This window comes from Echinicola soli, assembly GCF_006575665.1.
Classification (GTDB): domain Bacteria; phylum Bacteroidota; class Bacteroidia; order Cytophagales; family Cyclobacteriaceae; genus Echinicola; species Echinicola soli.
On record NZ_CP041253.1, the window covers coordinates 4,494,511 to 4,520,294 of the forward strand.

Genomic DNA, 25,784 nt, shown 5'->3' on the forward strand with positions numbered 1-25,784 from the left:
TAGGTTTTAGGGAATATTTTTTTGAAATCTTAGCAGCGGCCGGTTATACACCCCGACCCACAGTTCTTCTCCCACCTGCAGGGCACTGCGTACATCTCCCTGGATATTGAAACCACTGGTTACTTGGTCGATGTACCGGTACTTCCCTTGCGAATCCGCAGCTAACAAGACACCATGATTGGCATCGGTATCGCCCAACTTTATGCGTGTATGGTGGATATTTCCACCCAGCCAAAGCCGCTTACCTTCACTGTATGGTAGGCTGACTATACTGTACACCGGAGAAAACTGAGCCTGAACCGGCAGTGGTAGCAATTTAAATTTCCCAGATTCCACTTGTGAGAATAACATCGTCTCCAAAATCGTGGCTTGATAATTTTGTGCTCCTTCCAGTTCTTCTTCAGTAAAAACATCCTCGATTTTTGCCTCCGCATAACTAGCGTAATTATCAAACTCCGTACGCTTTTTACTGATTTGTTCAAACAACTCGTCCCGCGTGACATAAGGATAGGTCTCACCTTGGATGTAGAAGGACAGTATGGGATCCATGGCACCATTTCCATCAAAATCCTTAAACAACAATTCCGCAGGCTCCTCTTTGCTCGCTTTGATCTGGGAATTTAATCCAAGGTTACCGGCTACCAGTTCTGTTCGTCCATCACCATCCAAATCCTCCACCAACAGCGTATTCCAGAGACCGACGTATGATTGATCAAAATAATCACTCGTCACCCGCTTTATTTCTCCATCCATAAAATCAAATACCTCAATACCCATCCAGCGGCCCACGACTACCAATTCCCCCGTTCCATCATTGTCCAGATCGGCCACCTTGGCATCCGTCACCAGGTGCAGTGGCGCAAAGGCCTTGGTCAACCCTTCAGGTGCCAATGCAAATTTCCCTGTGCCATCGTTTTGGAGCAACTTGGAAGTGTAAGATTCAGGAAAGCGGCCCGGTACGACCGCTCCACCAATAAAAATATCCGGTGATCCATCCTGATTATAATCCCACTCGACCACAGCGCCCGTACTTTCTTTTATTTGGGGCAAGGCCCCGGGAGCCAATGTGAAATGACCCATTCCATCATTCTCATATAACCGATCGGTCAGTAACGCTGCACCTGGTGACAAATCGTGGTAGCCACCACTGGCTAGGTATAAGTCTTGGTCACCATCACCATCCACATCCAAAAATAAGGCGGCAGCGTCCACTGCACCTTTTTCCTGTTCGAATGCAGATTGTTCCGTCGCTTGATATTCTTGACTCCCCACGGAGAGCAGCACACTGGCGGCCTGCCCTTTTCCTCCTCCAAAAAACACATCCTGCTTGCCATCATTATTGACATCGGCTTTGGCCATTACAGGCCCTAAAGTACTTTGTGGATTGATAAGCAAGGGCTGTCTTTTAAAATCATTGAACAGAACATCCTTGTGGGCGACCAGAGACGGTGCATCCATTTTTTCCCAGAGGGGAGCCGGTACTTTTTTAGGATCGACCACATCTTTTTTGGCATCTTTTTGCGTGAGGGACAGCCGCTGATTGGGTGAGACGGCTGTCAAAGTCTGACGGGAACCATCCCTCCACACCACTTCCACCGAATCAACCTTTCCCACTGTCAATCCAAAAGTCAACACCGAACTCACGCTCGATTGATAACCTCGGAAGGGCATTTGCTCGAGCAGCTGCTGCTTATGGCCTTGGTAAATCGATACCTTCGCACCGATGCCAAGGGTATTGGTGCCATTTCCCGTTAAGGACACTTGCAACCACTGGTGGTTTGGACGCTCATTTCTTTTGTTTTCGTATATAAAGGCCTCCAAATTCACGTTATTGACGACCAAATCCAAGTCTCCATCATTGTCCAGATCACCATAGGCCGCTCCATTGCTATTGGAAAAATGGTCAATTCCCCAGGATTCGCCCTGATCGATAAATTGAAGGTTTCCTCCATTTCTAAAGATATAGTTCTTCACCTCGGAAGACGGCATCTGTTTGATCACTTTCAGGATATCTTCTTTGGCCATCGCTCCCACATTAAAAATAGAGCTGCGGTATTTGATAAAATCCAAGTTGGTGAAATCCCTCAAAAAGCCGTTGGTCACAAATAGATCCTTCCATCCATCCTGGTCAAAATCCACCCACAGTGGTGCCCAACTCCAGTCGGTATTGGAAATACCAGCCACCTGACCAATCTCGCTGAAAGTACCATCACCATTGTTCAGTTGCAGCATATTGCGCATGTACTGGTGGTAAAGTCCCACTTCATGAAACAGGTTAAAATGCTCATAGTTGTCCTGGGAGGATAACAGCTTCTGTCGTTTGTTTTGCTGGGGAAGCATATCCAGGCTTATCAGGTCCACCAAGCCATCATTGTTCACATCCGCAGCATCACTGCCCATACTGTACAGACTGGTATGGCCCATCCTCTCCTGCAGCTCATCACGAAAAACTAGATCTTTCTGCTGGATGTACAAATAATCCGGAGCAGAATAATCATTGCCAATAAAAACATCTGGCCGATGGTCATCATTGAAATCAGCAATACTCAAGCCCAGGCCATAAGAAAGCGGGCTTTCGTCCCATCCTGCCTCCTCAGTAATATCCTCAAACTTCCCATCCCTATTCTCCAGTAACTTGGAGCTGGAGTGTTTGTCCTTTTGCGCTAGGATGTACTCAAACGACATGGCATCCAAATTACGGAACAAGTCGGCATTATGATTGAGCAAAACAGCATCCAGATCGCCGTCTCCTTCAAGATCAAAAAACGCTGCCGAAGTGGTAAATGCCGGATCATCCAATCCGTAAGCCGCAGCCTCTTCCTTAAAATATGGAATTCCCTTCTCGTCGGCTCCTTGGTTGATGAAAAGTTGGTTTCGTCTGCTATCCGTCGCCAGTTCGCCACTGTAGCAAACATAAATATCCAACCATCCGTCTCCATTGATATCCACCATGCACACTCCCGTAGCCCAGGCATGTGGTCTACCGGCTACATTGGCTGCCAAGGTGATGTCTCGGAACTGCATTCCGCCCTTGTTGAGGTACAGTTTATTGTCCACCATATTTCCAGAGAAGTAAATATCCTCCAAACCGTCATTATTGACATCGCCCAAAGCCACCCCACCGCCATTATAAAAATACTGGTACCTAAAAACATTCGCCTCTGGGGTTTCTGTAATGGTATTCCGAAAGACCACACCGCTCTGTTCATGGTCAAGCAGTAAAAAAAGCGGGTCTGCTGCCGAACCTTCGGTTTTTTCATCATCATACGAACAAGACATCATTCCCGTCGTCATGACTATCAAAAGAAAGGTGTAGGTGGTAAATTTCGTCATTTTGGGTGTTGTTATATTTTTTGATTATGCCTGAATTACCAGCACTATAATTTCTCACAGGTTTCCCGGATAACCACACATAAATGCTGAAATTTTTATCTACATCCTTTCACCATGAGGTCTTGGGCTCTAATATTCTTCTTGTTGGTTACGACAGGTGGTATGCACAGGTATTTCGAAAATGAAGCTTTCACCTCACTTATTTGAGCTAAAAGTTCAAAGCCAGCCGCACTAGCGCACAGCCCTCAGTACAGCATGGCAGCAACCAGGAACCGCTTTGATCACCCCCTAGCCCCCTAAAGGGAAATTTGCAATACTGTTCGACAGCAATGAACTGAGGCCGAGACTCAGCACAACCCAGGTTCCTGAGCGTAGCCGAAGGACACCTATCTAACCGCCACGGCGAATGGGGATTTTATCTCAAGTCTCAATACTCAAACCTAACCACTACACTAAAACTCGAAGCGGCAAACTACCGCTTCGAGAGTCAAAACCATAATCCAAAATTACGTCTTTACTGGCTTTATTCTTCTGCCCTCACCACACGGACATTGTCAATGCCCATGACTACTGGAATACTTTCACTTGAATTGCTGTTCTGAACGACCAATCTTAGTTCAGTCAGCCCATCCCCATTTCCACTGATAAATTCCGCATAGTCGGCAATTCGCTTATTATCAAAAGACAGCTGGCTAAGGTTACCTGACAGCGTGTACCACTTTCCGTCAGTAGAAGAGATAAAATCACTGATCGGAACATTCATGGAGTAAAATTCCCATCCGTCATCTGACTGGTTTCGGATTTTACTTCCCCAGGCCACCTGCAGGATCAGGTCATCGATGGGGCTATCTGTATTAATGACCATTTCCATTCTTAATTCAAATTTTCCCAAGGGAGTACTTGGTGCATATCGATCTTCAGGCGTAGTCGGAAATATATTCACCCCACCCCAATTGGCAAAGTTCATCACCTTATCATTACTCCAACCATAAGAAGGCGGCAAATCCATATCGATCGCTCCGAAGTTACCATCAATGCCCTCAATGCCGCCTATGGACGGCACGATCATATTGCCGGAAATTCCCCAGCCCCAGTTCCAGGGCCATTCGAGAGCACCGTTGGTATCAAAGTCCGCCACCATGCCATCGCCATCATAAATCTGGGTTCTTCTGTTGGTCGCCGAAGCGCCACTTTGGGTGACCACCGTAACGGAATTGCCTTCGCCAAAATCCAATCCGTCAGGAACGGTCACCGTAAGTCTGCTCCCTGTGCTGTTGGTGCTGAATCCGTCTGTCACATAGACATCCTCCCCAGGGAAATACACCGTATCGATAAAATAGTAATACCGTCCGAACAGCGTCAGCTGATCTCCGGGCTTCACGTATTCGTTGGCCACACGGCTGATCTGTGGGGCGGGTGGCAAGGTCTGAAAGGGAATCGACGCTTCCCCGCCTTTAGTGACCAGCCGAAGCATATTGGGCACATCAGGATTGGTCGCCACCGTTGGCACGCTGTCCGTGATGGTCACGATGACATTTTCATTGGTGACATAGGCGGGATTTACCCCTACCGGATAGTCATTCAGGTAAACCTGCTGGGTAGTCCCCAGGTTCTTCCCCATGATCGCCAAGGTACTGCCCAAAGTGGCTCGACTAAAGGCACTATCTGCTGTAGTCGGATCCGTATAGCGCACACGCTCGATCGAGGGCATGCCGGTCACTTCGTCCTCGTCTTCCTGGCAAGCCAACGAACACAGTGCCATCGCAAGGATCAGTGCACTGCTGAGGAGATTGAATTTATTTATATGATTATTTTTCATTGGTTACTGAGTTATTGGTTACTGGGTTTAATTATCTTAAAAACGTGAGTTCGACTATGAAATCAATACCTTTCGTCATTGCCCCATCGGGATGCGAGTGGCAATCTCCTTTTTGAACAAAAGATTGCTTCGCTCCACTATCGTTCCGCTCGCAACGTTTCTTTCCGTTCATTGCAAGCCCTTTTTTAGAATGGCTTGAACTCAGGTCATAAAACTCCTTCTTTCGTCGGAATGACAGCTCACCATCTATTAAACACCTTATTCTCCTGAGCTAAAGTCATAAGGTACCGGTGGCTTCCTTAGGTTCGGTGCTTTGGAAAGTTCCACCGATGGAATTGGCAGATGGAAATTGCTGGAGTTTACATCAAAGTACCTTGGACTGGTATCGTCTTCTGGAATCTCCACTTCCCACATTCTTGGATCTGGAATCTGATCCGGATAAATCCTGAAGGTACCCCGGTCTTGATTGCTCAGCAAGTCATAAGTGCGCTGTGGGTCGTAGTAGTGAAGCCGTGTAAACTCATACCACGCCTGGCCTTCCATGGCAAATTCCAAAATCCGCTCATTGAAGATATCCTCCCAGGTGATGGAGGTCTTGGTACTCACCCCTGCCCTTTCACGTACCATGTTATAATAGGTCAGAGCTTCGGCAGGATCCGTCTCCAGCATTGCTTCGGCATAGATCAAATAAACATCCGAGAGCCGTAAAATGTAGGTATTGATTTCAGTTCCTTGTTGCACGACTTTTCCGTCATTGTCCTCAGGTCTGCCGACCACGTATTTCTTCACCCAAGCTCTGGTGCCATAAGGCTGACCGGCATCTTCGCTGGGAGCGGGTACGCGTAACTCTTGTGCAGAACCACCTGCAGGTACTTGGGTGATATAATCGTAATGATCGCCAGGCAACATAAAGGTGGCTTTTCTACGCTCGTCAAACACCCAATCATCATACAGGTCCAGCACCCATTTGGAGCCGCCAATATCTCCTCCCCAGCCATCCGAAAAACCAGTAATTTCGGAACCGTAGGCCAAGAATGCCTGCACGGAATTTTGAGCACCCCAAGCATTGAGGTTACCCGCATTGTAAGTCCACTGAAGAGCCGCCAGGGTTTCTTGGTTATTGTTATTGGCTGTCTTGAACAGGTCTTCATACTCATCCATAAGGCTTGCACCGCTGTTATCAATTACACGCTTTGCGAAGTAAGCGGCACTGTCCAGATCATCTTGGTTTCGACTCCCGGAAACACCCGCTCTCGTAAGGTACATTTTGGCCAACATGCCTTCGGCACTCCACTTGTTCAGCCTGCCCTCCTGCACCGAACTTTCGGGTAAATTGTCCACAGCATAGCGAAAATCCTTAATGATAAACTGCCAAACCGATTCTACCGTATTCCGTGCAATGGTCGTATCCTGTAGCAGCGTTGTGTTATTGGTTATGATCGGCACAGGCCCCCAGTTTTGCACCAAGTAATAATATGCCAGCCCGCGCATAAACTTTCCTTCTGCTATGCCATGCCGCTTAATCCGGTCGGACACCTCTTCTCCCGAATATTGTACCACATTATTGATAAGCGTATTGGATTGGCCTACGACATTGTAAAATGATCGCCAAGAGGCACCATTTTCCGGTGTTTCGCCAGTGGTATTGAAGCGTACATTTTCCAGTTGATAGGAACCAGAAGTTAGGATTCCTCCACGGGCATCTCCGATCCCATGGGAAGCTTTGTCGTTATAGGAAAACCATACAATATTATAAAGGGGTGCCGTTCCGGCCAATACCTGTTCGTCATTTTGATAAAAATTGGCATCCACGATTGCATCCAACGGCGGTCGCTCCAAAAACTCTTCTCCACAGCTCCATAAGCCTACAGTGAGGGTCAGTCCACTCACCAGTACCATGGCTTTTTGAATATATTTTTTCATGACTGTTCTCATTTTTAAATTAGAAATCTATGCCCAAGCTGAAATTGTACATTCTCGTAGATGGATACCTTCCGTAGTCCACACCGATCAGCTGCTTATCGGCCTCCACATTATTGCCGACATAAGCACCTACTTCAGGATCATAACCTTTGTACTTGGTCCATGTCGCCAGGTTTTGTACGCCAAATGACAGGCGTGCTCCGCGGATGACATTTTGCCATCCCAGGAGCTCTTCATCAAATTCATAGCTTAGGTTGATATTCTTAAGCCTTACATAGGAACCATCTTCCACAAACTTGTCACTGATCCTGGTTCCATTTCCGTTTGGATCCGTTACGGTGATCCGTGGAATATCCGTTTCCGGATTGGCCAAATAAGGATTTCCTTCACCGTCCATTTCCACTTTTGCATAATCAAAGGTCTCCACCAGCAGGTTTCTGCCCAGGTTGATATTATTGGGATTGGTGTTGTAGAAGCGTGAGTAGTTAAACACATCCGCTCCGAGCGCACCCAGCAGCAAAATATCCAATTTGAACCCTTTATACTCAAAGGTCTGCGTGGTACCAAAAGTAAACTTAGGCCAGGGATTACCGATAAAAGTCTGATCCCGCTCGTCAATGATATTATCTCCATTGAGGTCTTTATATTTGATATCACCGACCCAGATGTCATCTTCCCCAATGGGAAGCCTTTCACCGTTATTATCTGCAGGTATAGCACTGCCTTCGATGTCTTCGACCGATTGGAAAATCCCATCATACTGATAGCCATAAAACAACCAAGGAGATTGGCCAATGACCGCCCGTTGGGTGAAGTCATTCATGTACCAAGCGGTCCGGTCAATAAAGGCAGACTCAGAATAAAACTCTGTCACTTCTGTCTTGAAGCCGGAAAAATTAAAATTGGAACTCCATCTGAATGAGGTGGCCCTGTTATCGATATTGATGGTATTGACCGTAAAGGCATAACCTTGGTTTTCCAGTGCTCCGATGTTCACCGTCGGTGTACCGATACTTCCTTCTCCTTCTGTACCCATATACCAAGGAAGTGGATTGGGCAGCAGCAGGTTATCGGTGATTTTCTTATAAAAATCACCTTCTACCTGCACCCGGTTGTTGAACATGTTCAGGTTAAAGCCCACATTGTAGGTCTGGGTTTCTTCCCAGGCCAACTCTGGGTTACCGTATCGTGTCACCAAAAATCCACCGCCCCAAGGAGTAGGGACGCTCGGAGAACTGAGTGGTGCATAGATGGCATTGGCACTTCCCTGATTACCGGTAAGTCCAGTTTCAACACGAATTTTCAACTCATCCACCGCGGCCATTCCAGCCATAAAATCTTCTTCTGACATTCTCCATGCCGCCGAAACAGAAGGAAAATACCCCCACCGGTTTTCAGGGCCAAAGTTCGCTGATCCATCAGCACGTAAGGCTGCCAATACGATGTACTTGTCATCATACGTGTAATTGATTCTTCCCAGGTAGGATTCCATGGCCCATTGGTTTTTGTTGCCACCATTGGTAGCTCCTTGTGAGGAACCCAGCCCCAAAACCGGGAGATCATTGGAAGTGAAATTTTGCCTTGATCCTTCTATCGACTCCCAACTGGACTCTTGTGCCTCATGGGTAAACATCACGGTTAAATCATGTTTGTCGGCAAATGTCTTATTATAGGTCAAGGTTTGTGACCAGTTCCAGTAGAAACTGTTTTCGGCTTTGCTGGTCAGCTCATTCACATCATTGGTCACAGAACCCAGGGTATATGTAGGTCTCCAAAAATGCCCATTGGCATAGTTGATATTGCCGTTCAGCTGGGTGGTAAATTTCAGTCCTTCCATAATGTCAATTCCTACGTTCAGTCCCCCCAGTGCCTGTCTTCGCTTGTAGGTTCTGTCCAGCAAATTGGCCAGGGCGATGGGGTTTGGAGGGGTGAATTGCAAGCTGCTTCCATTCAGCGCATCCGCTCCGCCCCAGCTTCCGTCAGGGTTTTGAACTGGAATATTGGGAGCCATCTGTATGGCATAATTAATCACATCACTACTTCCGGTGGCGAGCTGTTCATCCGTTTCATTCAATGCCAGGTTCACCCCGATGCTCAGCCAATCCCGGACTTCGTTATCCAAGTTAAGCCTGATGGAATACCGCTCAAATCCAGAACCAATGGCCACTCCGTCTTGGTTAAAATACTCACCGGACAAGTAGTATTTGGTGCTTTCATTACCACCGCTAAGGCTCAGGGAATGCTTGTTCAGCGCGGCTGTTTTGTAAAGGGCATCCTGCCAATCTGTTCCTTCACCCAGTAAGGATGGGTCCAAAAATGCTGCCGGTGGATCCCCCCCCGTCAGGTCACGAATGGTATTGGTCATCTCCGCATATTGTCGCAGGTTCATGACAGCCAGGTTATCTGGCTTGTCCTGCAAGCTGTACAAATACGAATAATTGATATTGGTCTGCCCCTCTTTTCCTCTTTTGGTCGTGATCAGCACCACACCATTGGTACCACGAGAACCATAAATGGCGGTAGCCGAAGGTCCTTGAAGGATCTCCATGGATTCGATATCACTGGGATTCAAGCCCGCCAAAGGGTTGGTACCGGAAGTAGGGCCGTAGGTGACCGTGTTTGGTTGGATCTGCACGCCGTCGATGACATAAAGTGGTTCGTTTGTGCCTCCTATGGAATTGATACCCCGGATATTCACTGAAAGACCACCTCCGGGCGCACCGGTGTTCTTGGTTACGTACACTCCTGCTGCGCGGCCTTGGATAGCCTGCTCGATGGTGGTGTTCACCGTTTTCTCAATATCATCGGAGGTTACTGTCACGTGGGCGCTGGACATGTCTGATTTTTTCATGGTTCCGTAACCGACCACTACAAACTCCTCCAAGTTGGAGATATCTTCTTCCAGTTGGATATTGATGACACTTTGATTGCCGACGGCCACTTCCTGCTGCTTGTAGCCTATAAAGCTATAGACCAGCACATCATCTGAAGAAGCCGTAATATTGTAATTTCCTTCCAGGTCCGTTGTTACCCCTTTGGTGGTGCCTTTAATGATAATGCTGACTCCGGGGATGGCTTCCCCATCTGAGTCGGCACTTACCTTTCCCGTCACCGTGACCTGGGCATAGGTGATTCCTGCGATCAGCAGCAGAAACCCTAAGAGTAAGCATTTTTTCATAGTTATTGAGGTTTATTTATTAGGTAAATAGATGAAAAAAGGCTTTCCCAACAGCCAAAAACTTATGGGAAGCCTTTCCCAACAGGTTTAGGCGTAGGATAGCAATAGGCTGTCGTTACGGCGTAATTGGCCTGGCAAAAGCTGCCAATAGCAAGAATGTGGTATCCAAGGTAGTGGATAAACCAACAACCTTAAAAGGTGAGTACAATCCTCAAGAAACCAAGGAAGATCTCTTTGCTTCAAAGTAGTAAATATGTCTGTCATTGTGGGTTTAGGTTAATTTCCTAATCTAATGTAGGCCTAAACAAAAAATTAAAGGGCTATGAAATGTTTATTTGAAGGGGCACAAATGTTAACAAGCGGTTTAATGGCCTTATAGTCCGTTAAAAGCTACGTTTTATCATTTCCGTGAGCGGAAAAAAATCAATATCCTCCTGTATTTTGCCAATAATCACTGTCAAGCTCCAGCATTGGTGAACACTAAACCGGGATCAAGCAATATTATGGTTCTATATGGAAAAAGAAAATCAATGCATAAGTTCTATCTATCTTTATCAGCACATGAATGTTATAAACCACAGGACCTGTCCCGATACTCGGGATAAAAAGGGTGAAGCAGGTTTAAGTTTGTAAAAGAAGGATACATCTGAGTTTGTGCCCATCCGTAGCTACATTGAAACTATTCCTGTTCACCATTACCCGATCGATCTAAAAATCATCCACTTCTATGTGCTGCTTCCACTTTTTGTTGTGCATACACCGAAGGCAATACCTGATATTCCGCTTTAAAGTGCTTGGTAAAATACTTGGCATTGTTATATCCTACTTGGTAAGCAACTTCCGCCACGGTAAGCTGGCTCTCACCCAGCAATTGAGTGGCCCTTTCCAAGCGGATCATGCGGATAAACTCCAGGGGCTTTTTACCTGTCAGGGAAGTAAGCTTTTTGTAAAGATGCACCCGGCTCATGGCCAGTTCTCCACTGAGCATTTCTACCGAAAGCTCCGGATTGTCCATATTGTCCTCCACCACTTTTACCGCCTTTTGGATCAACCTGTCATCGAGTGATTCAAGTTTTACCTCACTGGTGATGACCCCTATTCGCTTCTTGAACCGCTCCTGTAACAAACTCCGTTCGTTCAGCAAGTTTCTTATCCGAAGCAATAAAAGCTCCACATTAAAAGGTTTGGTAATGTAATGATTGGCACCACTGTCCAATCCTTCCAGTTGTTTCTCTTCGGAAGATTTGGCTGTCAAGAGAATCACTGGAATATGAGAGGTACGAAGGTCTTTTTTCAGCATTTGGCAGAGCTCCACACCATTCATTTTTGGCATCATCACATCACTGATCACCATATCGGGGATAAACTCAAAAGCCATTTCCCTTCCTTCCTCCCCGTTCAATGCTGTCATCACTTTATAATCCTCCACCAAGCAGGATTTTAGGTAATGCACAAAATCCTCATTATCCTCTACCAGTAACAGGGTCTTTTTCTCGGATTGATCTATCCCTGAAATTTCTTCTTCATCGCTTTCTTCCATCACTTGATCCACATGCTCTATTTCCTCCACGGGCAATGTCACGGTAAAAGTGCTGCCCCTTCCCAAGTCACTTTCCAACAGTACTTCTCCATGATGCAGCCGTGCAAATTCCTGCACAATGGATAAACCAATGCCACTTCCCTGGTTAAGGCTATCACTGTTTTCCTCACCTACATAATAGCGCTCAAAAATTCGCTTTTGGTCCTCCTTACCTATGCCTACGCCAGTATCCTGAACACTGATTGAAAGGATTCCTTTTTCATCTGATGGATTTAACCTTTCATAGTTCACCACCACTTGGATCTCGCCTCCCCTGTAAGTAAACTTAAATGCATTGGAAAGTAGGTTGAAAAGCATTTTCTCCAATTTATCTACATCGAAATGTGTAAATAACCGATGTTTATTGGACTTAAACTGCAATGCAATATTTTTCTTTTCTGAGAGGTCTTCAAACGATTGGGTAGTTTCGCGTAGAAAACCCACAATATCTCCTTCCACAGGAGAAAAATCAATGCCCTCGCTTTCGATTTTTCGAATGTCAAGCAGTTGGTTGATCAGGTTCATCAGCCGCTTGGCATTTCGCTGAATGGTGAGGTATTGGTTTCGGTTATGGAGTGCATTGGAAGTCTTTAGCAATTTTTCCACTGGTGCCAAAATCAAGGTCAAAGGTGTCCTGAATTCATGGCTGACATTGGTGAAAAACTTGGTTTTCATTTTATCCAGCTCCTTCATCCGTCTTGCCTCTTCCCTGTCTTGGGCGATTTGGAGGCGGTCTTTTTCCCTGGCGATGATTTCACGCTGAATCGCCACTACGATCAAGGCCACAATGATAAAGTACACCAAAAATGCCAATGGCGTTTTCCAAAAGGGCGCCAACACCTCTATATCCAGCATCTGGGCTTTTTCGCTCCATACACCATCATTATTGGCAGCTTTCACCTTAAACGTATAATTGCCCGGATCCAAGTTGGTATAGGTGGCCTTGGTGACACCGTCTTCCACATCCACCCAATCACTATCAAAGCCTTCCAACATGTATTGATAATGGTTTTTGTCAGAATGGATAAAGTTCAGTGCAGCAAATTCAACGGCAAAAACATTTTCATTATGCTTCAGCACCAACTTATCGGTTTGGTTGATATTTTGATCCAGTAATACCCTGCCCGCTATTTTTTCCCCAATCTTCACAGACTTGTTAAACAATTGAAAATCCGTCAAAACGGTTTTGGGACTTTCCTCATTCATTCGCATCTTATCGGGGAAAAAGATATTGTAGCCATTCGGTCCACCAAAGACCAATTCGCCTTTTGAGGTTTTCAGTGCTGAATTTTCATTGAAAGAATTTCCTTGGAGCCCATCGCCAACACTGAAATTACGAAAAGCCAGTGATAGGGTATCCGTTGTCCTGTCCACATTAACATGGCTCAACCCATTGGTAGTGCTTAACCATAAATTATGGTGATCATCTTCCAGGATATTTACCACATGGTCAGAAGGAAGGCCATCTGTGTGGTTAAAATTATGGAATACACCATTTTCCGGATCAAAGTACCCCAGTCCTTGAGTAGTAGCCACCCACATAATGCCACTATTATCCCTGAAAATGTCCATGATATTATTGCCCACTACCGACGCCGAATTACCAAGCTCGTGCCCATGGTAAGTGGCAAAACCACTCTTTAGGTTGATAACATCGATCCCATTGCCACCACCTATCCAGAGGTTTCCTGCAGCATCCTCCTCCAACGAAGAAATATAATCACAGTGCATAGGAAACCGGCCCTCAGGACCGATAAAATGGACAAAACCATCCGTTTCCGGGTCATAAAGGTCAAGACCGCTGCGCAAAGTTCCTGCCCAAACATTCCCTTCCCTGTCCTCAAAAAGCTCCCATACACTTTCACCTGATAGACTTTGGGGATCATTGGGATCAGGCTGGTAATTCCTAAAGCGCTGACCGTCAAAACGGCTAAGTCCCTTTAAATAAGTAGCAATCCACAGCTCCCCGTTTTTGTCCATCATCAGGTCCACGATGATGTCTCCTGGCAAGCTGTTTTTTTCGCCTTCTTGATGCTTAAACTCCGTATATCGCTGCCTCTTCCGGTCAAAATATAATAGGCCGTTGCCATTGGTACCAATATAAAAATTGCCTTTTTCATCCTCCACGAAGCAGTTGATATCATTGTAAGGAAGGGACTGCTTGGCCGTCAGCATGTGCTTGACATGGGGAAAACGGATCAGTTTCTCGTTATACAGATTGAGGCCATTTTTGAAAGTGCCTACCCAAATGATACCTGAACGATCCTTCATAAGTGCATACACACTGTTATGTGCCAAGCTGTGGGGATTTTCTGGATCATGTTGGAGATACCTCACCGTCATATCAGTCTTATTTAGGACATTGATACCTCCATGATCTGTGCCGATCCAGATTTCGTTCTTTTTGTTTTCTACTATTCCCCTTACTTGATTATTGTTCAGTTTTGTCTTTTCGGAGTTGGTATGAAGGTGATGTAGCCGATCAGCATAACTGTCAAAATAAAAAAGTCCCTCGCCATTTTCATACAAATAGATCCAAGCATCATCATCACTGTCGATAAAAATCTGAAAATCATCTGTGAAGTTAACATTGGTGTCTGCAAAAAGCTCAATTCTTCGCTTTACTTCTAAGGAATTGGCTTCAAGAATATCCACCGCTCCATTGGAATAGACCAGCCAATATTCACCATTGGAATTTTCCGCAACAGCCGAAACATAATTATAACTGATAGAAGAGAGGTCGTTGCTTTGGTGTTTAAGGTAAATGGTTTCTTTAGAAGCAGGATCATAAATGCTGATTCCCTGATTGGGATGCCCAAACCAATATCGCCCCAAGTCATCTTCATATACTAAATGAACCGCAGTACTTTCAAGGCCATACCGCTTGGCATACCGCAAAAGGGAAGTACTAAAAGTCTCTGTAGAGGCATCATAAACCTCCATAACGTTGTTTCGGTTAAGTAACCAAAGCTCGCCTTCCGGGCCGGACATGATTTTCCGAACACTGTTTTCCGATAAGGATGTGGTGTCATTGGGACGGTTTCTGAACACCTTAAATTCTTCACCATCATAGCGGTTAAGTCCAGAGTTGGTCGCCATCCAAATATAACCAAGCTCATCCTGGTGAATATCTGTAACGCTGTTATTGGACAGGCCATCTTCCACGGTAATGGCACCAAAAAGGTAATTACCCTCCTGCGCATAGGCACTGGAAAGCCCTATCAGCAACAAATAAATATAAAGCAAGTTTGCACAAAAAAGATTCATCTGGCTATTGGGGTCATTGGGTCTTCCCAATATAGCGTAAACTTTACGTCAAATCAACTAATTTGATGGGGCTTAAAGAACAAGTTAAATTATTTCGTTCTGATTTCATGGATTTTCACAGGTAACATTTCACGACTTCCGCAGGGAGTGGTGACTTCAATAGTCCCTTATGAATGCTACGTTCCGTAGGAACATAAATGATCTCGGCTCTATATGGATTATAGTGGGTAAAGATAAGAGGCCAGTTATTTTACAGTTGATTCATGATTCTTTCAAGGAAGAGTTTTCTGTGCTGCCTTTAGGTATTTGAATTTAAAAAATCAAAGAAGAGGGACGGAAAAGGCGCAGTATTACCTGTCAATTGTTTGACTAGATGGAAGGACTGAGCTGGGCTTTCAGCCTGCGTTGGAGGAATGTTTTTGAGCTTATGCCCCCAAGGCAAGACCTCGGGTTAATGTAAGGAAGGCTTTAAGCCTTAATGACTACAAACTATTTTTCTGATAACAGAACTCATTAACAGGGGATTGGGTGAGGACTTAACCATTCCGTCCAAGGATCAATCCTTGGACGATGAAAACACGGCTAGATTTGCAACCTCAAAGGGACTGATTTTTTAAATGTGCTTGCCCTGTTAAAACCAATCCCTATTGCGACTTCCCAATAAAAACCCCTATCTTTGCGCCAGTTTTTGGCACCTATTCGCCCTAAAAGGGGAATGGTTTAATAGGGAATCCGGTGAAAACCCGGAACTGTACCCGCAGCTGTAAGCTCCCAAAAGCAACTGGTAACCAAGCCACTGTCCACCAAATCGGATGGGAAGGCACCAGGTGTGGAGCGAGTCAGAAGACCTGCCATCAACTGCTACATTCAGAGCTTTCGGGTGAAAGGCTATGAAACTTCAAGGGTTCCCATCGATGATGAGGCCTTTAGAGGTTCCATGTGGGCAATGAATTCAATCATTGCGTTCATGAAAATATCCTTAGCGCTGAGGATATTTTTACAGTTTTACCAGAAAGTTCATAGTGTCCAATTATTAACACATTAAACACGCTATGAACAAGCACATTATTTCTTTCCAAAAAAAGAAGGGACTACTCCCCCTCCTTGTCGCAGGCATTTCCCTCTGGAGTGCTCCTGCCAATGCACAAAATGCCCAAGACCTCGATGAAATCGTCGTTACCGGAACCAAATTTGAAATTCCGGTCGAAAAATCAGGAAAAACGATTTATCAACTTAGCCAAGAAGACATCCAGCGAAATGCGGGAAAGACCATCCCTGACCTGCTCAATGAAGTACCCGGGATCCAGATAGATGGTAATTTTGGTTCACCTGGCACCAATGTTAGTTACTTTGTCAGGGGGGCAAGCAGTAAAAACACCCTTATCCTCATCGACGGCACTCCGATCAATGACCCTTCCCTGGCCGATGCCACTTACGACCTTCGGCTCCTCCCACTGGACCAGGTCGAATCCATCGAAGTGCTCCGCGGTGGCCTGAGCACACTCTATGGTACCGGGGCCTCCGCAGCAGTGATCAATATCAAATTGAAATCCGGTAGCAAGGCCAAAAAATTCGGTGGATCAGCTGACTTCAGCGGTGGGTCTTTTAATACCTACCGGGGAAACATCAGCCTAAACGGCCAAACCGATCAATTCAATTACTTGGTGTCCGGAAGCCTTCACAGTTCAGCGGGGTTTTCATCAGCCATGGATACTGCAGCTACCGCTGCCTTCGGCAAAGATGGCATCAATCGAAAAGACCTCATGGTCAAAATGGGCTATGCTTTTTCGGATCGATTCAGGATGGATTTTATTACCGCCTATGATGACATGGAGGCGGATTATGACAATGGTCCCTTCTTGGATGCCGATAACACCCAAACAAGCAATCAGCTGCGGTTTGGCTTGGCACCTACCTATCAGTATACCAAAGGTAATATCAAACTCAAATCCGTCTATAATGTCAGCGAGCGGGAGTTTATCAGTAGCTTCCCTTCCGAATACAAAGGCAGAAACCTTCAGCTAGACCTGACCCAAGAGCACCAAATCATCAAAGGACTGAAAGGACTGTGGGGTGTAAATCTCCAACAATTATCCTACGAACAACCGGGAGAACTAGCTTTTGACAATAACCAGTTTACGCTATTGGATCCTTATGCTTCTTTCTTCTATGAAACTGCCAGTGGCTTCAATGTCCACGCAGGAGCCAGGATAAACACCCATTCGGAATACGATGCCAAGTTCATCTATAATGTCAATCCAAGCTACCTTTTTGAGGTTTCCGATCAAGTGTCCACAAAGATCCTAGCATCCGTGGCCACCTCCTATGTCACGCCTACCCTCTATCAACTCAATTCACCTGATTACGGAAACAGTGCGCTGAATCCCGAAGAATCCCTCAATTATGAGCAAGGCATTTCATTTTATATAGGAAATCAATTTACCTTCAATTTGGTACATTTTACCAGGGATGAATCCAGTCCGATTGAATTTGTATCACTCTATGACGAGAATGGCGGGTACATCGGCGGTGAATACCAAAACACGACCGATAAACGAAGGGTAGAAGGATTTGAAGCAGATTTCTCCTGGCTGGTTAACGAATACTTCAGCATGACAGCTAATTTTGCGCATGTAAGCACCGACAAGCCTGAAACCTTTTATCGTGTACCGGGTAGCAAATGGGGCATGGCTTTTAATGCCAAACCTGCCCAAAACACCCAAGTCTCACTAAAATATAACTACACCAGTAAGCGTACCGTGTATGATTATGGCGTGGGAGGAGCATTTGACCTGGATAGCTATGGATTGGTGGACTTATTCGTCCAGCAGGCTGTTTTGGAAAATAAACTCAACATTTATGGTGGGGTAAACAACTTGCTTGATGAAGACTTTACCGCCATCTATGGTTATACCACCAGAGGTAGAAACTTCAGCATCGGAGCGCGATATCAGTTTTAAGGTATTCGTATTAAGACTTGAATAGTATATTCCTTCCCTTTCTGTGGAGATTAGGCAGGGTTCTTTTGGAGCAAAGATAAACCCCAGAGAGCCTGCCTGGCATCAAACAGGCTTGCCTTTGGCTTGTAGACAGGCCTGCCTGGCATCAAACAGGATTGCCTTTGGCTTGTAGACAGGCTTGCCTGGCATCAAACAGGATTGCATTTGGCTTGTAGACAGGCCTGCCTGGCATCAAACAGGATTGCATTTGGCTTGTAGACAGGCCTGCCTGGCATCAAACAGGATTGCATTTGGCTTGTAGACAGGCCTGCCTGGCATCAAACAGGATTGCATTTGGCTTGTAGACAGGCCTGCCTGGCATCAAACAGGATTGCCTTTGGCTTGTAGACAGGCCTGCCTGGTGTCAAACAAGTTTTCAACTCAGCTAGTTGATCCTGTAGCCCAACTTTCATCATTCCGGGGCACAGCCCTCGTCAAAAACAATACTGAGCAAAAGGCTCAATTAACACCTTCCATCAGTTTAGCTATTGGGACAACCGGATAAATCCTCCCGAAAATAGGGAAAAAGTAAAAACAATGAACAAAGAAAAGCGCTGCCCAAATTGCCAAAAAGCTTTTGCCTGCACTACGGAATGTTGGTGCAGTGCTTTTCCTCCTATTGTCCCACTGGAAGAAAACAAGGGCTGTCTGTGCCCTGACTGCCTAAAGTCCGCCATACAGGACCGCATCAGCCACTGGACAGCACACCTCAGCCCAAAAAAGATCAAAACGATCCAAAAAATGGGGAAACCCACTTCCCTGATCGAAGGCATCGACTACACGGTCAATGACCAGGGATTTTATGTATTTTCGAGTTGGTACTTGCTCAGGCAAGGGAAATGCTGTGGCAATGGTTGCAAAAATTGTCCCTATCAAAAAAAGAATTGATATTGAACCAGAAATCATGAACAACAAAAGACAGCACAGCTTTCCTATTGAACAAGGAGATGGCCTATCCAACTGTAACCTACGACTACTTCCACTAATCCAGGATAGCAGCCAGTGAACTTTCAAGTCAATAGCCTAACAACTTATAACTATCCGCACCATAAACCATGATCTATTACATTACAGGCGGTGAACGCTCGGGAAAAAGCAACTATGCCCAGCAGTTGGCCGAAAGCCTATCAAAAACACCATTGTATCTGGCCACATCAAGAATTTGGGACCAGGACTTCCAAAAACGAGTGGACAGGCACCAAGCAGACAGGGACGAACGCTGGACAACCATCGAAGAAGAAAAACACCTCGGCCAAGTAGATATTTCTGGAAAAGTAGTTGTCTTGGACTGCGTGACCCTCTGGCTGACCAATTGGTTCTCCGATACAAAAGGTGACATTGCAAGTTGCTTGGACCACTGCAAATCAGAACTGGACCTGTTGTTTGATTCCGCTCAAAACGGTACCTTGATCATCATTTCCAATGAAATCGGCATGGGACTGCATGCCCAAACGGAAGTAGGCCGAAAGTTCACCGAACTCCAAGGCTGGATCAATCAGTACATTGCCCAAAGGACCGATAAAGCTACCTTTATGGTTTCTGGACTTCCTTTAGAACTGAAGTGATGATTGGGCGAGATGTGAGACTTGATCCATAAGAGACGAAAAAAGAACGGCCGCATTTTTATCAGAATAAATTAATTTCATGACAAGAAAAAACAACCTTAATGAATCATAGCTATCAGCGTCATCTGTGTGCCATTAAAATCAATAACCTTTCAATTTTACTATTTCCAAAATGATCAAAAGTGTATTCAACTGGAGTGGCGGCAAGGACAGCGCATTGGCCTTATACCATGTAATGCAGGATGAGGAGATTCACGTGGACAGGTTGATGACCACGGTGAATGAGGCCTATCAGCGAGTTTCCATGCACGGTGTAAGAAGAGAATTGCTACAGGCACAGGCCAGGTCTATTGGCCTTCAGGTGGATGAGCTCTTACTCCCCGAGATGCCCAGCATGGACACGTATAACCAGCTTATGGGGGATAAAATGAGAGAGATTAAGGATGCCGATATCACCCACAGCATCTTTGGCGATATTTTTTTAGAGGATCTTAAGAAATACAGGGAAGAAAAACTAGCCGAAGCAGGGTTAAAGGCCTTGTTTCCACTTTGGAAAAGAAATACCACCGAGCTTATCCATGAATTTTTGGACTTGGGTTTTAAAACAGTCGTCGTCTGCGTAAAAACTGAGCTTTTACCCAAAGAATTTGCAGGAAGGGTGATTGACGAGGATTTTTTGAAAGACCTGCCATCATCGGTAGATCCCTGCGGGGAAAATGGGGAATTCCACACCTTCGTATTTGATGGGCCGATCTTCTCGTCTCCAGTGCACTTTGCCTTGGGCGATAAAGTGTTTCGCAGCTATGAAGCACCAAAAGACAAAAAGGAAGGCTGCTATTCCTTTTCCCATGAGCAACCAAAAGAAATTGGCTTTTACTTCCAGGACTTAAAACCTGCAGAAAAATGATAGATTTTCACATTCCGCCATTAGACCATTCGCTTGAAAAAGCTCTACAGCAAAAAATTGATCTTAAAACCAAGCCCATCGGCGCTCTTGGTGATCTGGAAAACCTCGCCCTACACATTGGCTTGGTCCAACAATCGCTCAGCCCTTCGCTAAAACACCCACATATTTTGGTATTTGCGGGGGACCACGGGATCGCCAAAGAAAACCTGGTCAACCCTTATCCGCAGGAAGTAACCTATCAGATGGTCATGAACTTCTTGGAAGGAGGAGCCGCCATCAACATATTTGCCAAACAGCACCACTTGGCACTAAAAGTCATAGACGCTGGAGTCAACTATGATTTTACCGATCAGCCCAATTTGATCCATGCAAAAATTGCCAAAGGAACGGCCAATTATCTCCATGGTCCGGCCATGACCGAAGAGCAATGTTTGGGCGCATTACAAAAAGGTGCCGAGCTAGTGGACCAGGTTTACCAAGAGGGCTGCAATGTGATTGGCTTTGGTGAAATGGGCATTAGCAACACCTCTTCTGCGGCCCTTATCATGCACACCATCTGCGGTTTACCCCTGCAAGAATGCGTGGGAAAGGGCACTGGCACTAATGATAATCAACAAAAAATCAAGCTTCAAACGCTATCAAAGGCCATTCGTTTACATAACCAAATTGACAAGAAAAATCCTGTGCAAATTTTGAGTACCTTTGGGGGCTTTGAAATTGCACAGTTATGCGGCGCAATGCTAAAAGCTGCGGAAAGGAAGATGGTCATATTAGTGGATGGTTTTATCACCACAGCAGCTGTACTGGTTGCGAAAACAATAGATGCCAATCTACTTTCCTACTGCATTTTCACACATTGTTCACATGAAAAAGGCCATGCTGCCATGCTGGAGTATTTCAAGGCAAAACCATTGCTTAGGTTAGGAATGAGACTTGGCGAAGGTTCTGGTGCCGCTTTGGCCTACCCTTTGGTAGCATCGGCTTGTGGGTTTCTGAACGAAATGGCGAGTTTTGACAGTGCAGGGGTAAGTAAAGAAAGCAGATAAATCAAAGGACTTTTAACCATGATTTTATGATGAGAGAATTACAGGCTTTTTTTACGGCATTAATGTTTTACACGCGGATCCCCTGTCCGTCATGGGTGGATCATTCAGAAGAATACCTGCGAATTTCCAGAAAGTACTTTCCTTTTATAGGGTGGATAATTGGAGGGGCATCGGCCATTACATTGCTCTTATCCTATCAGGTTTTACCTGTTACCCTTGCCCTGTTTCTGTCCATTGCCATTTCCGTCATCCTCACCGGGGCATTCCATGAAGATGGATTTGCTGACACCATGGATGGATTTGGAGGAGGATGGACCAAGGAAAAGATCCTCCTGATCATGAAAGACAGTCGGATTGGCACTTTTGGAGCTGTCGGCTTGATTCTCCTTTTGGCCATCAAGTTCCTTGGACTAATGGAATTGGCCAAAATTATTCAAAAAAACAGTTATAGCTTTGAGTTTTACCAATGCATCTTTGCTTGCTATATCTCAGGACACTCGATAAGCAGATTTGTTGCACTTACTTTTTTCAAAACCCACCAATATGCCAAGATAAACGATGAAATCGGCAGCAAATCCAAGCCCATAGCCAAAGGGGACTTCCCAACCAGGGACTTGTTTGTCGCTTCTGTTTTTGCCTTTCTCCCCTTGGCACTCTTCCAGAATTACGCAGTTTTCCTGGCTATCATCCCGTGTTTTATGGCCAAATGGTGGATGGGCAGGTGGTTCCAAAAATGGATCGGGGGCTACACAGGAGATTGCCTGGGAGCTGTCCAGCAAGTCACGGAAGTCGTTTTCTATCTGAGCCTACTCATCATATGGAAATATATCTGATCCGCCACACCAAACCGGCCATAGCCAAAGGAACCTGCTATGGGCAGACAGACCTCCATCTAGCAGACAGTTTCCCGGAAGAAGCCAACATCATCAAAACAAAACTGACGGGACAAATCACTTCAATACAGGTTTTTAGCAGCCCACTACTTCGCTGCTCTACATTGGCCAAAGCCCTTTTCCCCACTGTCTCCATCACCGAAGATCCGCGCTTGATGGAATTGGATTTTGGCAATTGGGAGATGCTCGCTTGGGATGATATTCCCAAGATAGAAATCACCCCCTGGATGGAAGACTTTGTCCAAGTTCCCTGTCCCGGGGGAGAAAGTTACCGGCAGCTTTATGATCGCTGTGTGGCCTTTATCACCGAGCTCAAAAAGCAACAAATCGAAAAAGCCATCATCATCACGCACGCAGGCCCCATCCGCGCCATCCACGCCTATTTTAATAATATCGCACTTAAAGACTCCTTCTCACTGAAAGTGGATTATGGGGAAGTTATAAAATTAGGAAATTGAAAGATTGAAAGATTGAGTCATCTTCGCTAGCAACGAGGATGTTCCCAACCTTTGTGTCAACTCCTCCCAATTTGCCAAAAGGATGCCGAAGCAGGGCATTTGCAATGCCCCACGATCAATCTCGTGTACATTCCCTGAAATCCTTCGGGACAGCCTGTGTAATTTGTGGTTCTACCAATAATCCTGCTTTCTGCTAGGTGAAAGTTACTTATAACACTTCACTTTTTTCTATTTTTATGCTCCTATCGATCAAAAAAGTAAATTGTGTTTATTTATAAACTATCCAATTAGGTTTTAAACTATTTTTTTCGTTTTTTAAAACAAAAGTCTACCAAAAGAACATAACCACACACACTATGAAAACGTTATTTTTATTATTTCTCACTATAATTACAAGCTCCTACCATTCATTCTCCCAAAACACTGTTATTGAGAACCCAATTCATGGAGGAACCACCTCTCCTTATGTAAAAATAACCCAACTGGAGCTAAGGGACACGACCACAGTCCTGCACTTTAGGGTTACCTACCGGCCGGGGTGGTGGATCAATGTAAGTTCCTCAGAAACCCACATCAAAAACAGTACCGGAGGAGAAGGCCATTATGTGCAGAAAGCGGAAGGCATCAACCTGGATGAAAAACACACCATGGATGAATCAGGTGTGCACCAGTATACCTTATATTTTCCTGCTTTAGAAAAGGGTACCGAAAAAATAGATTTTCTCGAGGAGCAGTGGAAAATTTACGACATTCATCTAACAGCATCTCCTGTTTCCACATCACCTATTCCGGAAGCATTGCTCGGTAACTGGATCCGTACAGACGGCAGCAATGAATGGGTATACGGATTTGACAAGGACAAACTCATCATGGATGGTCAGGTATTTCCCATTCATGCAGTAAATGTCCAAAACAGCAAAGGGGAAATCACCTATAAAGCGAATGGAATCACCAACTCCCTTTATTATCAGAAAAATAAAGACGGTAAAATAGGGATAGGAAAAACACCAAACTCTCTGGAGCTTTTCAGTCAAACATTGACCAATAGTCCGGACTACAGTCTTGATAATGACGAGTTTTTTCAAGAGCCGATATTTCAAAAGGATAGTGCGACATACAAAGGCTATCTCAAAGGTTATCACCCCAAAATGGGAATGACCGGAAAGGTGTATTTAAATAATATCCTAACAAGAGATCAGGAAGGTTACGAGGTCATCATAAAATCAGACGGAACTTTCCATGCCAAATTCCCCATGATCTATCCGGAGCAAGCTTTTATCCGGATACTGGGCAATTCCCATACCGTCTATTTCGAACCGGGGAAAACTACCTTTGAGTTCATCGATCTCACTACCCACAGCATGCTTAAATATGATAAGTCAAGATACCAGGAAACCACTGGCTATCGATTTATGGGAGACAATGCCAAAGTCAATACGGATCTTGAAGGCATGAGTGATATTCAGAATTTTGATTTTAATTATGTCCAATCCAATATCCTGGATATGGAAAAAGAAGCTTATAAAGCTTATTGCCTGGATATCCTAAATAAGGATATGGAAGACTTCAATACCTACGTAAACACTCATCAGGTAAGCGAAAAGGCCCGTTTTATCATGGAAAAATTTATTAAATTCAATATCTATTCACAGATAATGACTTATAACATGTACAGGTCAAGCATCCACCGAAGAAAAAACCGGGAGGCCAAACCTTTGGAAAGGACAATGCTGGATAGTAGCTATTTGTCCTTTCTCCGGGACATTGACCTTAACTCCCCGTCAAACCTGGTCGCTACAAATTTTGACGGCTTAGTCAACCGCGTCATGTACTCGAATATCATTAGAGGACAAGAATTCAGCAATCCATATGAGAACCTGGAAGCTGAAATGAATAAAAATGAAATCCCTCTTACGGAAGAGCAACGCTCAGCAATCAAAAGCATCTCTGAGGCAAGTTCATACGATGAACTCGATAGTACACTAAAGTCCAATAAGCCTGTAACCGACCCATTGTTTTCAGCTCACAAAACTCTGATTACTATTCTCCAACTATCAAATTCCCATCAAAAAATTACTGATCGCCTGGAAAAATCCCTGGGTATAAAAGAGGGATTATTTGCGGATTGTATGCTTTCAAAAGAAATATATGCCAAATCAAAATCAACCTATACCCCCTATTCCAATGAGGAGGAAAAAGTAATTCCTTCCCTGTTTGAAAACCGCTTTATAGCAGACTACTTTTTGGAAACCAACCAAGATTTCAAAAAAGAAATAGCTTCAATTGAGGAAAAAAACAAGTCAGCCGAAGGTTATCATATCAATGAAATACCAGAAGTCAATGCCGACCAGCTATTTGAGACCATGATGGCCCAATTCAAAGGAAAAGTGGTCTATGTGGATTTTTGGGCCACTTGGTGCGGTCCCTGTATCTCGGGAATAAAACAAATTGCCCCGCTAAAAGAAGAAATGAAGGATGAGGATGTTGTATTTGTCTATATTACTGATCAAAGCTCTCCTGAAAAACTTTGGAACTTCAAGGTGCCGGGCATCAAAGGAGAACACTTCCGCGTAAACAATGATCAATGGAATATCCTTTCCCAAAAATTCCAGATAAGCGGTATCCCCCATTATGTACTTGTGGACAAAGATGGGAAAGTGGTCAGAAACAATTTCCGTATAAGTAACGCTGAAACAAAAAAACTGATCGAAGAACACCTGAATTAATATTCCCCACTAGTCCTGCTTTGTCAAATTAAGAAAGTACCTTAAAAAGATCTCTTGTTCCTCGGTATGACAGCGTGTTTTGTCTCCGATA

Annotated in this window: 13 protein-coding genes and 1 riboswitch; of the genes, 8 read left to right on the plus strand and 5 right to left on the minus strand. The window is 45.0% G+C overall.

Annotated features, from left to right (window positions below):
- Positions 1-6: 6 nt before the first annotated feature.
- From FKX85_RS17670 to FKX85_RS17690, 5 genes are all read right to left on the minus strand, one after another.
- Positions 7-3,333 carry a VCBS repeat-containing protein gene (locus FKX85_RS17670; protein ID WP_141615989.1) on the minus strand — a complete coding sequence of 1,109 codons (3,327 nt, stop codon included), beginning with the start codon at positions 3,331-3,333 and terminating at the stop codon, positions 7-9.
- A 523-nt stretch (positions 3,334-3,856) separates the two neighbouring features.
- Positions 3,857-5,152 carry a glycan-binding surface protein gene (locus FKX85_RS17675; RefSeq protein WP_141615990.1) on the minus strand — a complete coding sequence of 432 codons (1,296 nt, stop codon included), beginning with the start codon at positions 5,150-5,152 and terminating at the stop codon, positions 3,857-3,859.
- Positions 5,153-5,410: 258 nt separating this feature from the next.
- Entirely contained in the window at positions 5,411-7,075 is a 1,665-nt protein-coding gene (locus FKX85_RS17680) for a RagB/SusD family nutrient uptake outer membrane protein (RefSeq protein ID WP_141615991.1), read from the minus strand.
- Between the two features lie 19 nt (positions 7,076-7,094).
- Positions 7,095-10,253: a SusC/RagA family TonB-linked outer membrane protein gene (locus tag FKX85_RS17685; protein WP_141615992.1), complete on the minus strand. Its 3,159-nt coding sequence runs from the start codon at positions 10,251-10,253 to the stop codon at positions 7,095-7,097.
- A gap of 715 nt (positions 10,254-10,968) precedes the next feature.
- The gene (locus tag FKX85_RS17690; RefSeq protein WP_229239669.1) at positions 10,969-15,099 is read right to left on the minus strand and encodes a hybrid sensor histidine kinase/response regulator transcription factor; all 4,131 of its coding nucleotides are present in this window, start codon (positions 15,097-15,099) and stop codon (positions 10,969-10,971) included.
- Positions 15,100-15,771: 672 nt separating this feature from the next.
- Positions 15,772-15,969: riboswitch (cobalamin riboswitch) on the plus strand.
- Between the two features lie 182 nt (positions 15,970-16,151).
- Here FKX85_RS17690 and FKX85_RS17695 point away from each other — a divergent pair.
- The 8 genes from FKX85_RS17695 (at position 16,152) to FKX85_RS17730 (ending at position 25,693) form a co-directional block, all read left to right on the plus strand.
- Positions 16,152-18,059, plus strand: coding sequence for a TonB-dependent receptor plug domain-containing protein (locus FKX85_RS17695; RefSeq protein ID WP_141615994.1), 1,908 nt, complete (start codon positions 16,152-16,154; stop codon positions 18,057-18,059).
- Positions 18,060-18,635: 576 nt separating this feature from the next.
- Positions 18,636-18,986 (plus strand): DUF5522 domain-containing protein, encoded by a 351-nt coding sequence (locus tag FKX85_RS17700; RefSeq protein WP_141615995.1) that lies wholly within the window; start codon positions 18,636-18,638, stop codon positions 18,984-18,986.
- A 167-nt stretch (positions 18,987-19,153) separates the two neighbouring features.
- Positions 19,154-19,663 (plus strand): bifunctional adenosylcobinamide kinase/adenosylcobinamide-phosphate guanylyltransferase, encoded by a 510-nt coding sequence (locus tag FKX85_RS17705; RefSeq protein ID WP_141615996.1) that lies wholly within the window; start codon positions 19,154-19,156, stop codon positions 19,661-19,663.
- 172 nt (positions 19,664-19,835) lie between these two features.
- A complete protein-coding gene (locus FKX85_RS17710) occupies positions 19,836-20,570 on the plus strand; it encodes a Dph6-related ATP pyrophosphatase (protein ID WP_141615997.1) in 735 nt (244 codons plus the stop codon).
- The gene (cobT, locus tag FKX85_RS17715; protein ID WP_141615998.1) at positions 20,567-21,616 is read left to right on the plus strand and encodes a nicotinate-nucleotide--dimethylbenzimidazole phosphoribosyltransferase; all 1,050 of its coding nucleotides are present in this window, start codon (positions 20,567-20,569) and stop codon (positions 21,614-21,616) included. Before FKX85_RS17710 ends, cobT begins: the two co-directional genes overlap by 4 nt.
- A gap of 26 nt (positions 21,617-21,642) precedes the next feature.
- Positions 21,643-22,449: an adenosylcobinamide-GDP ribazoletransferase gene (locus tag FKX85_RS17720; RefSeq protein ID WP_141615999.1), complete on the plus strand. Its 807-nt coding sequence runs from the start codon at positions 21,643-21,645 to the stop codon at positions 22,447-22,449.
- Positions 22,434-22,967 (plus strand): alpha-ribazole phosphatase, encoded by a 534-nt coding sequence (gene cobC / locus FKX85_RS17725; RefSeq protein ID WP_141616000.1) that lies wholly within the window; start codon positions 22,434-22,436, stop codon positions 22,965-22,967. The genes FKX85_RS17720 and cobC overlap by 16 nt, the downstream gene beginning before the upstream one ends.
- 356 nt (positions 22,968-23,323) lie before the next feature.
- Entirely contained in the window at positions 23,324-25,693 is a 2,370-nt protein-coding gene (locus tag FKX85_RS17730; RefSeq protein ID WP_141616001.1) for a TlpA family protein disulfide reductase, read from the plus strand.
- Positions 25,694-25,784: the final 91 nt, after the last annotated feature.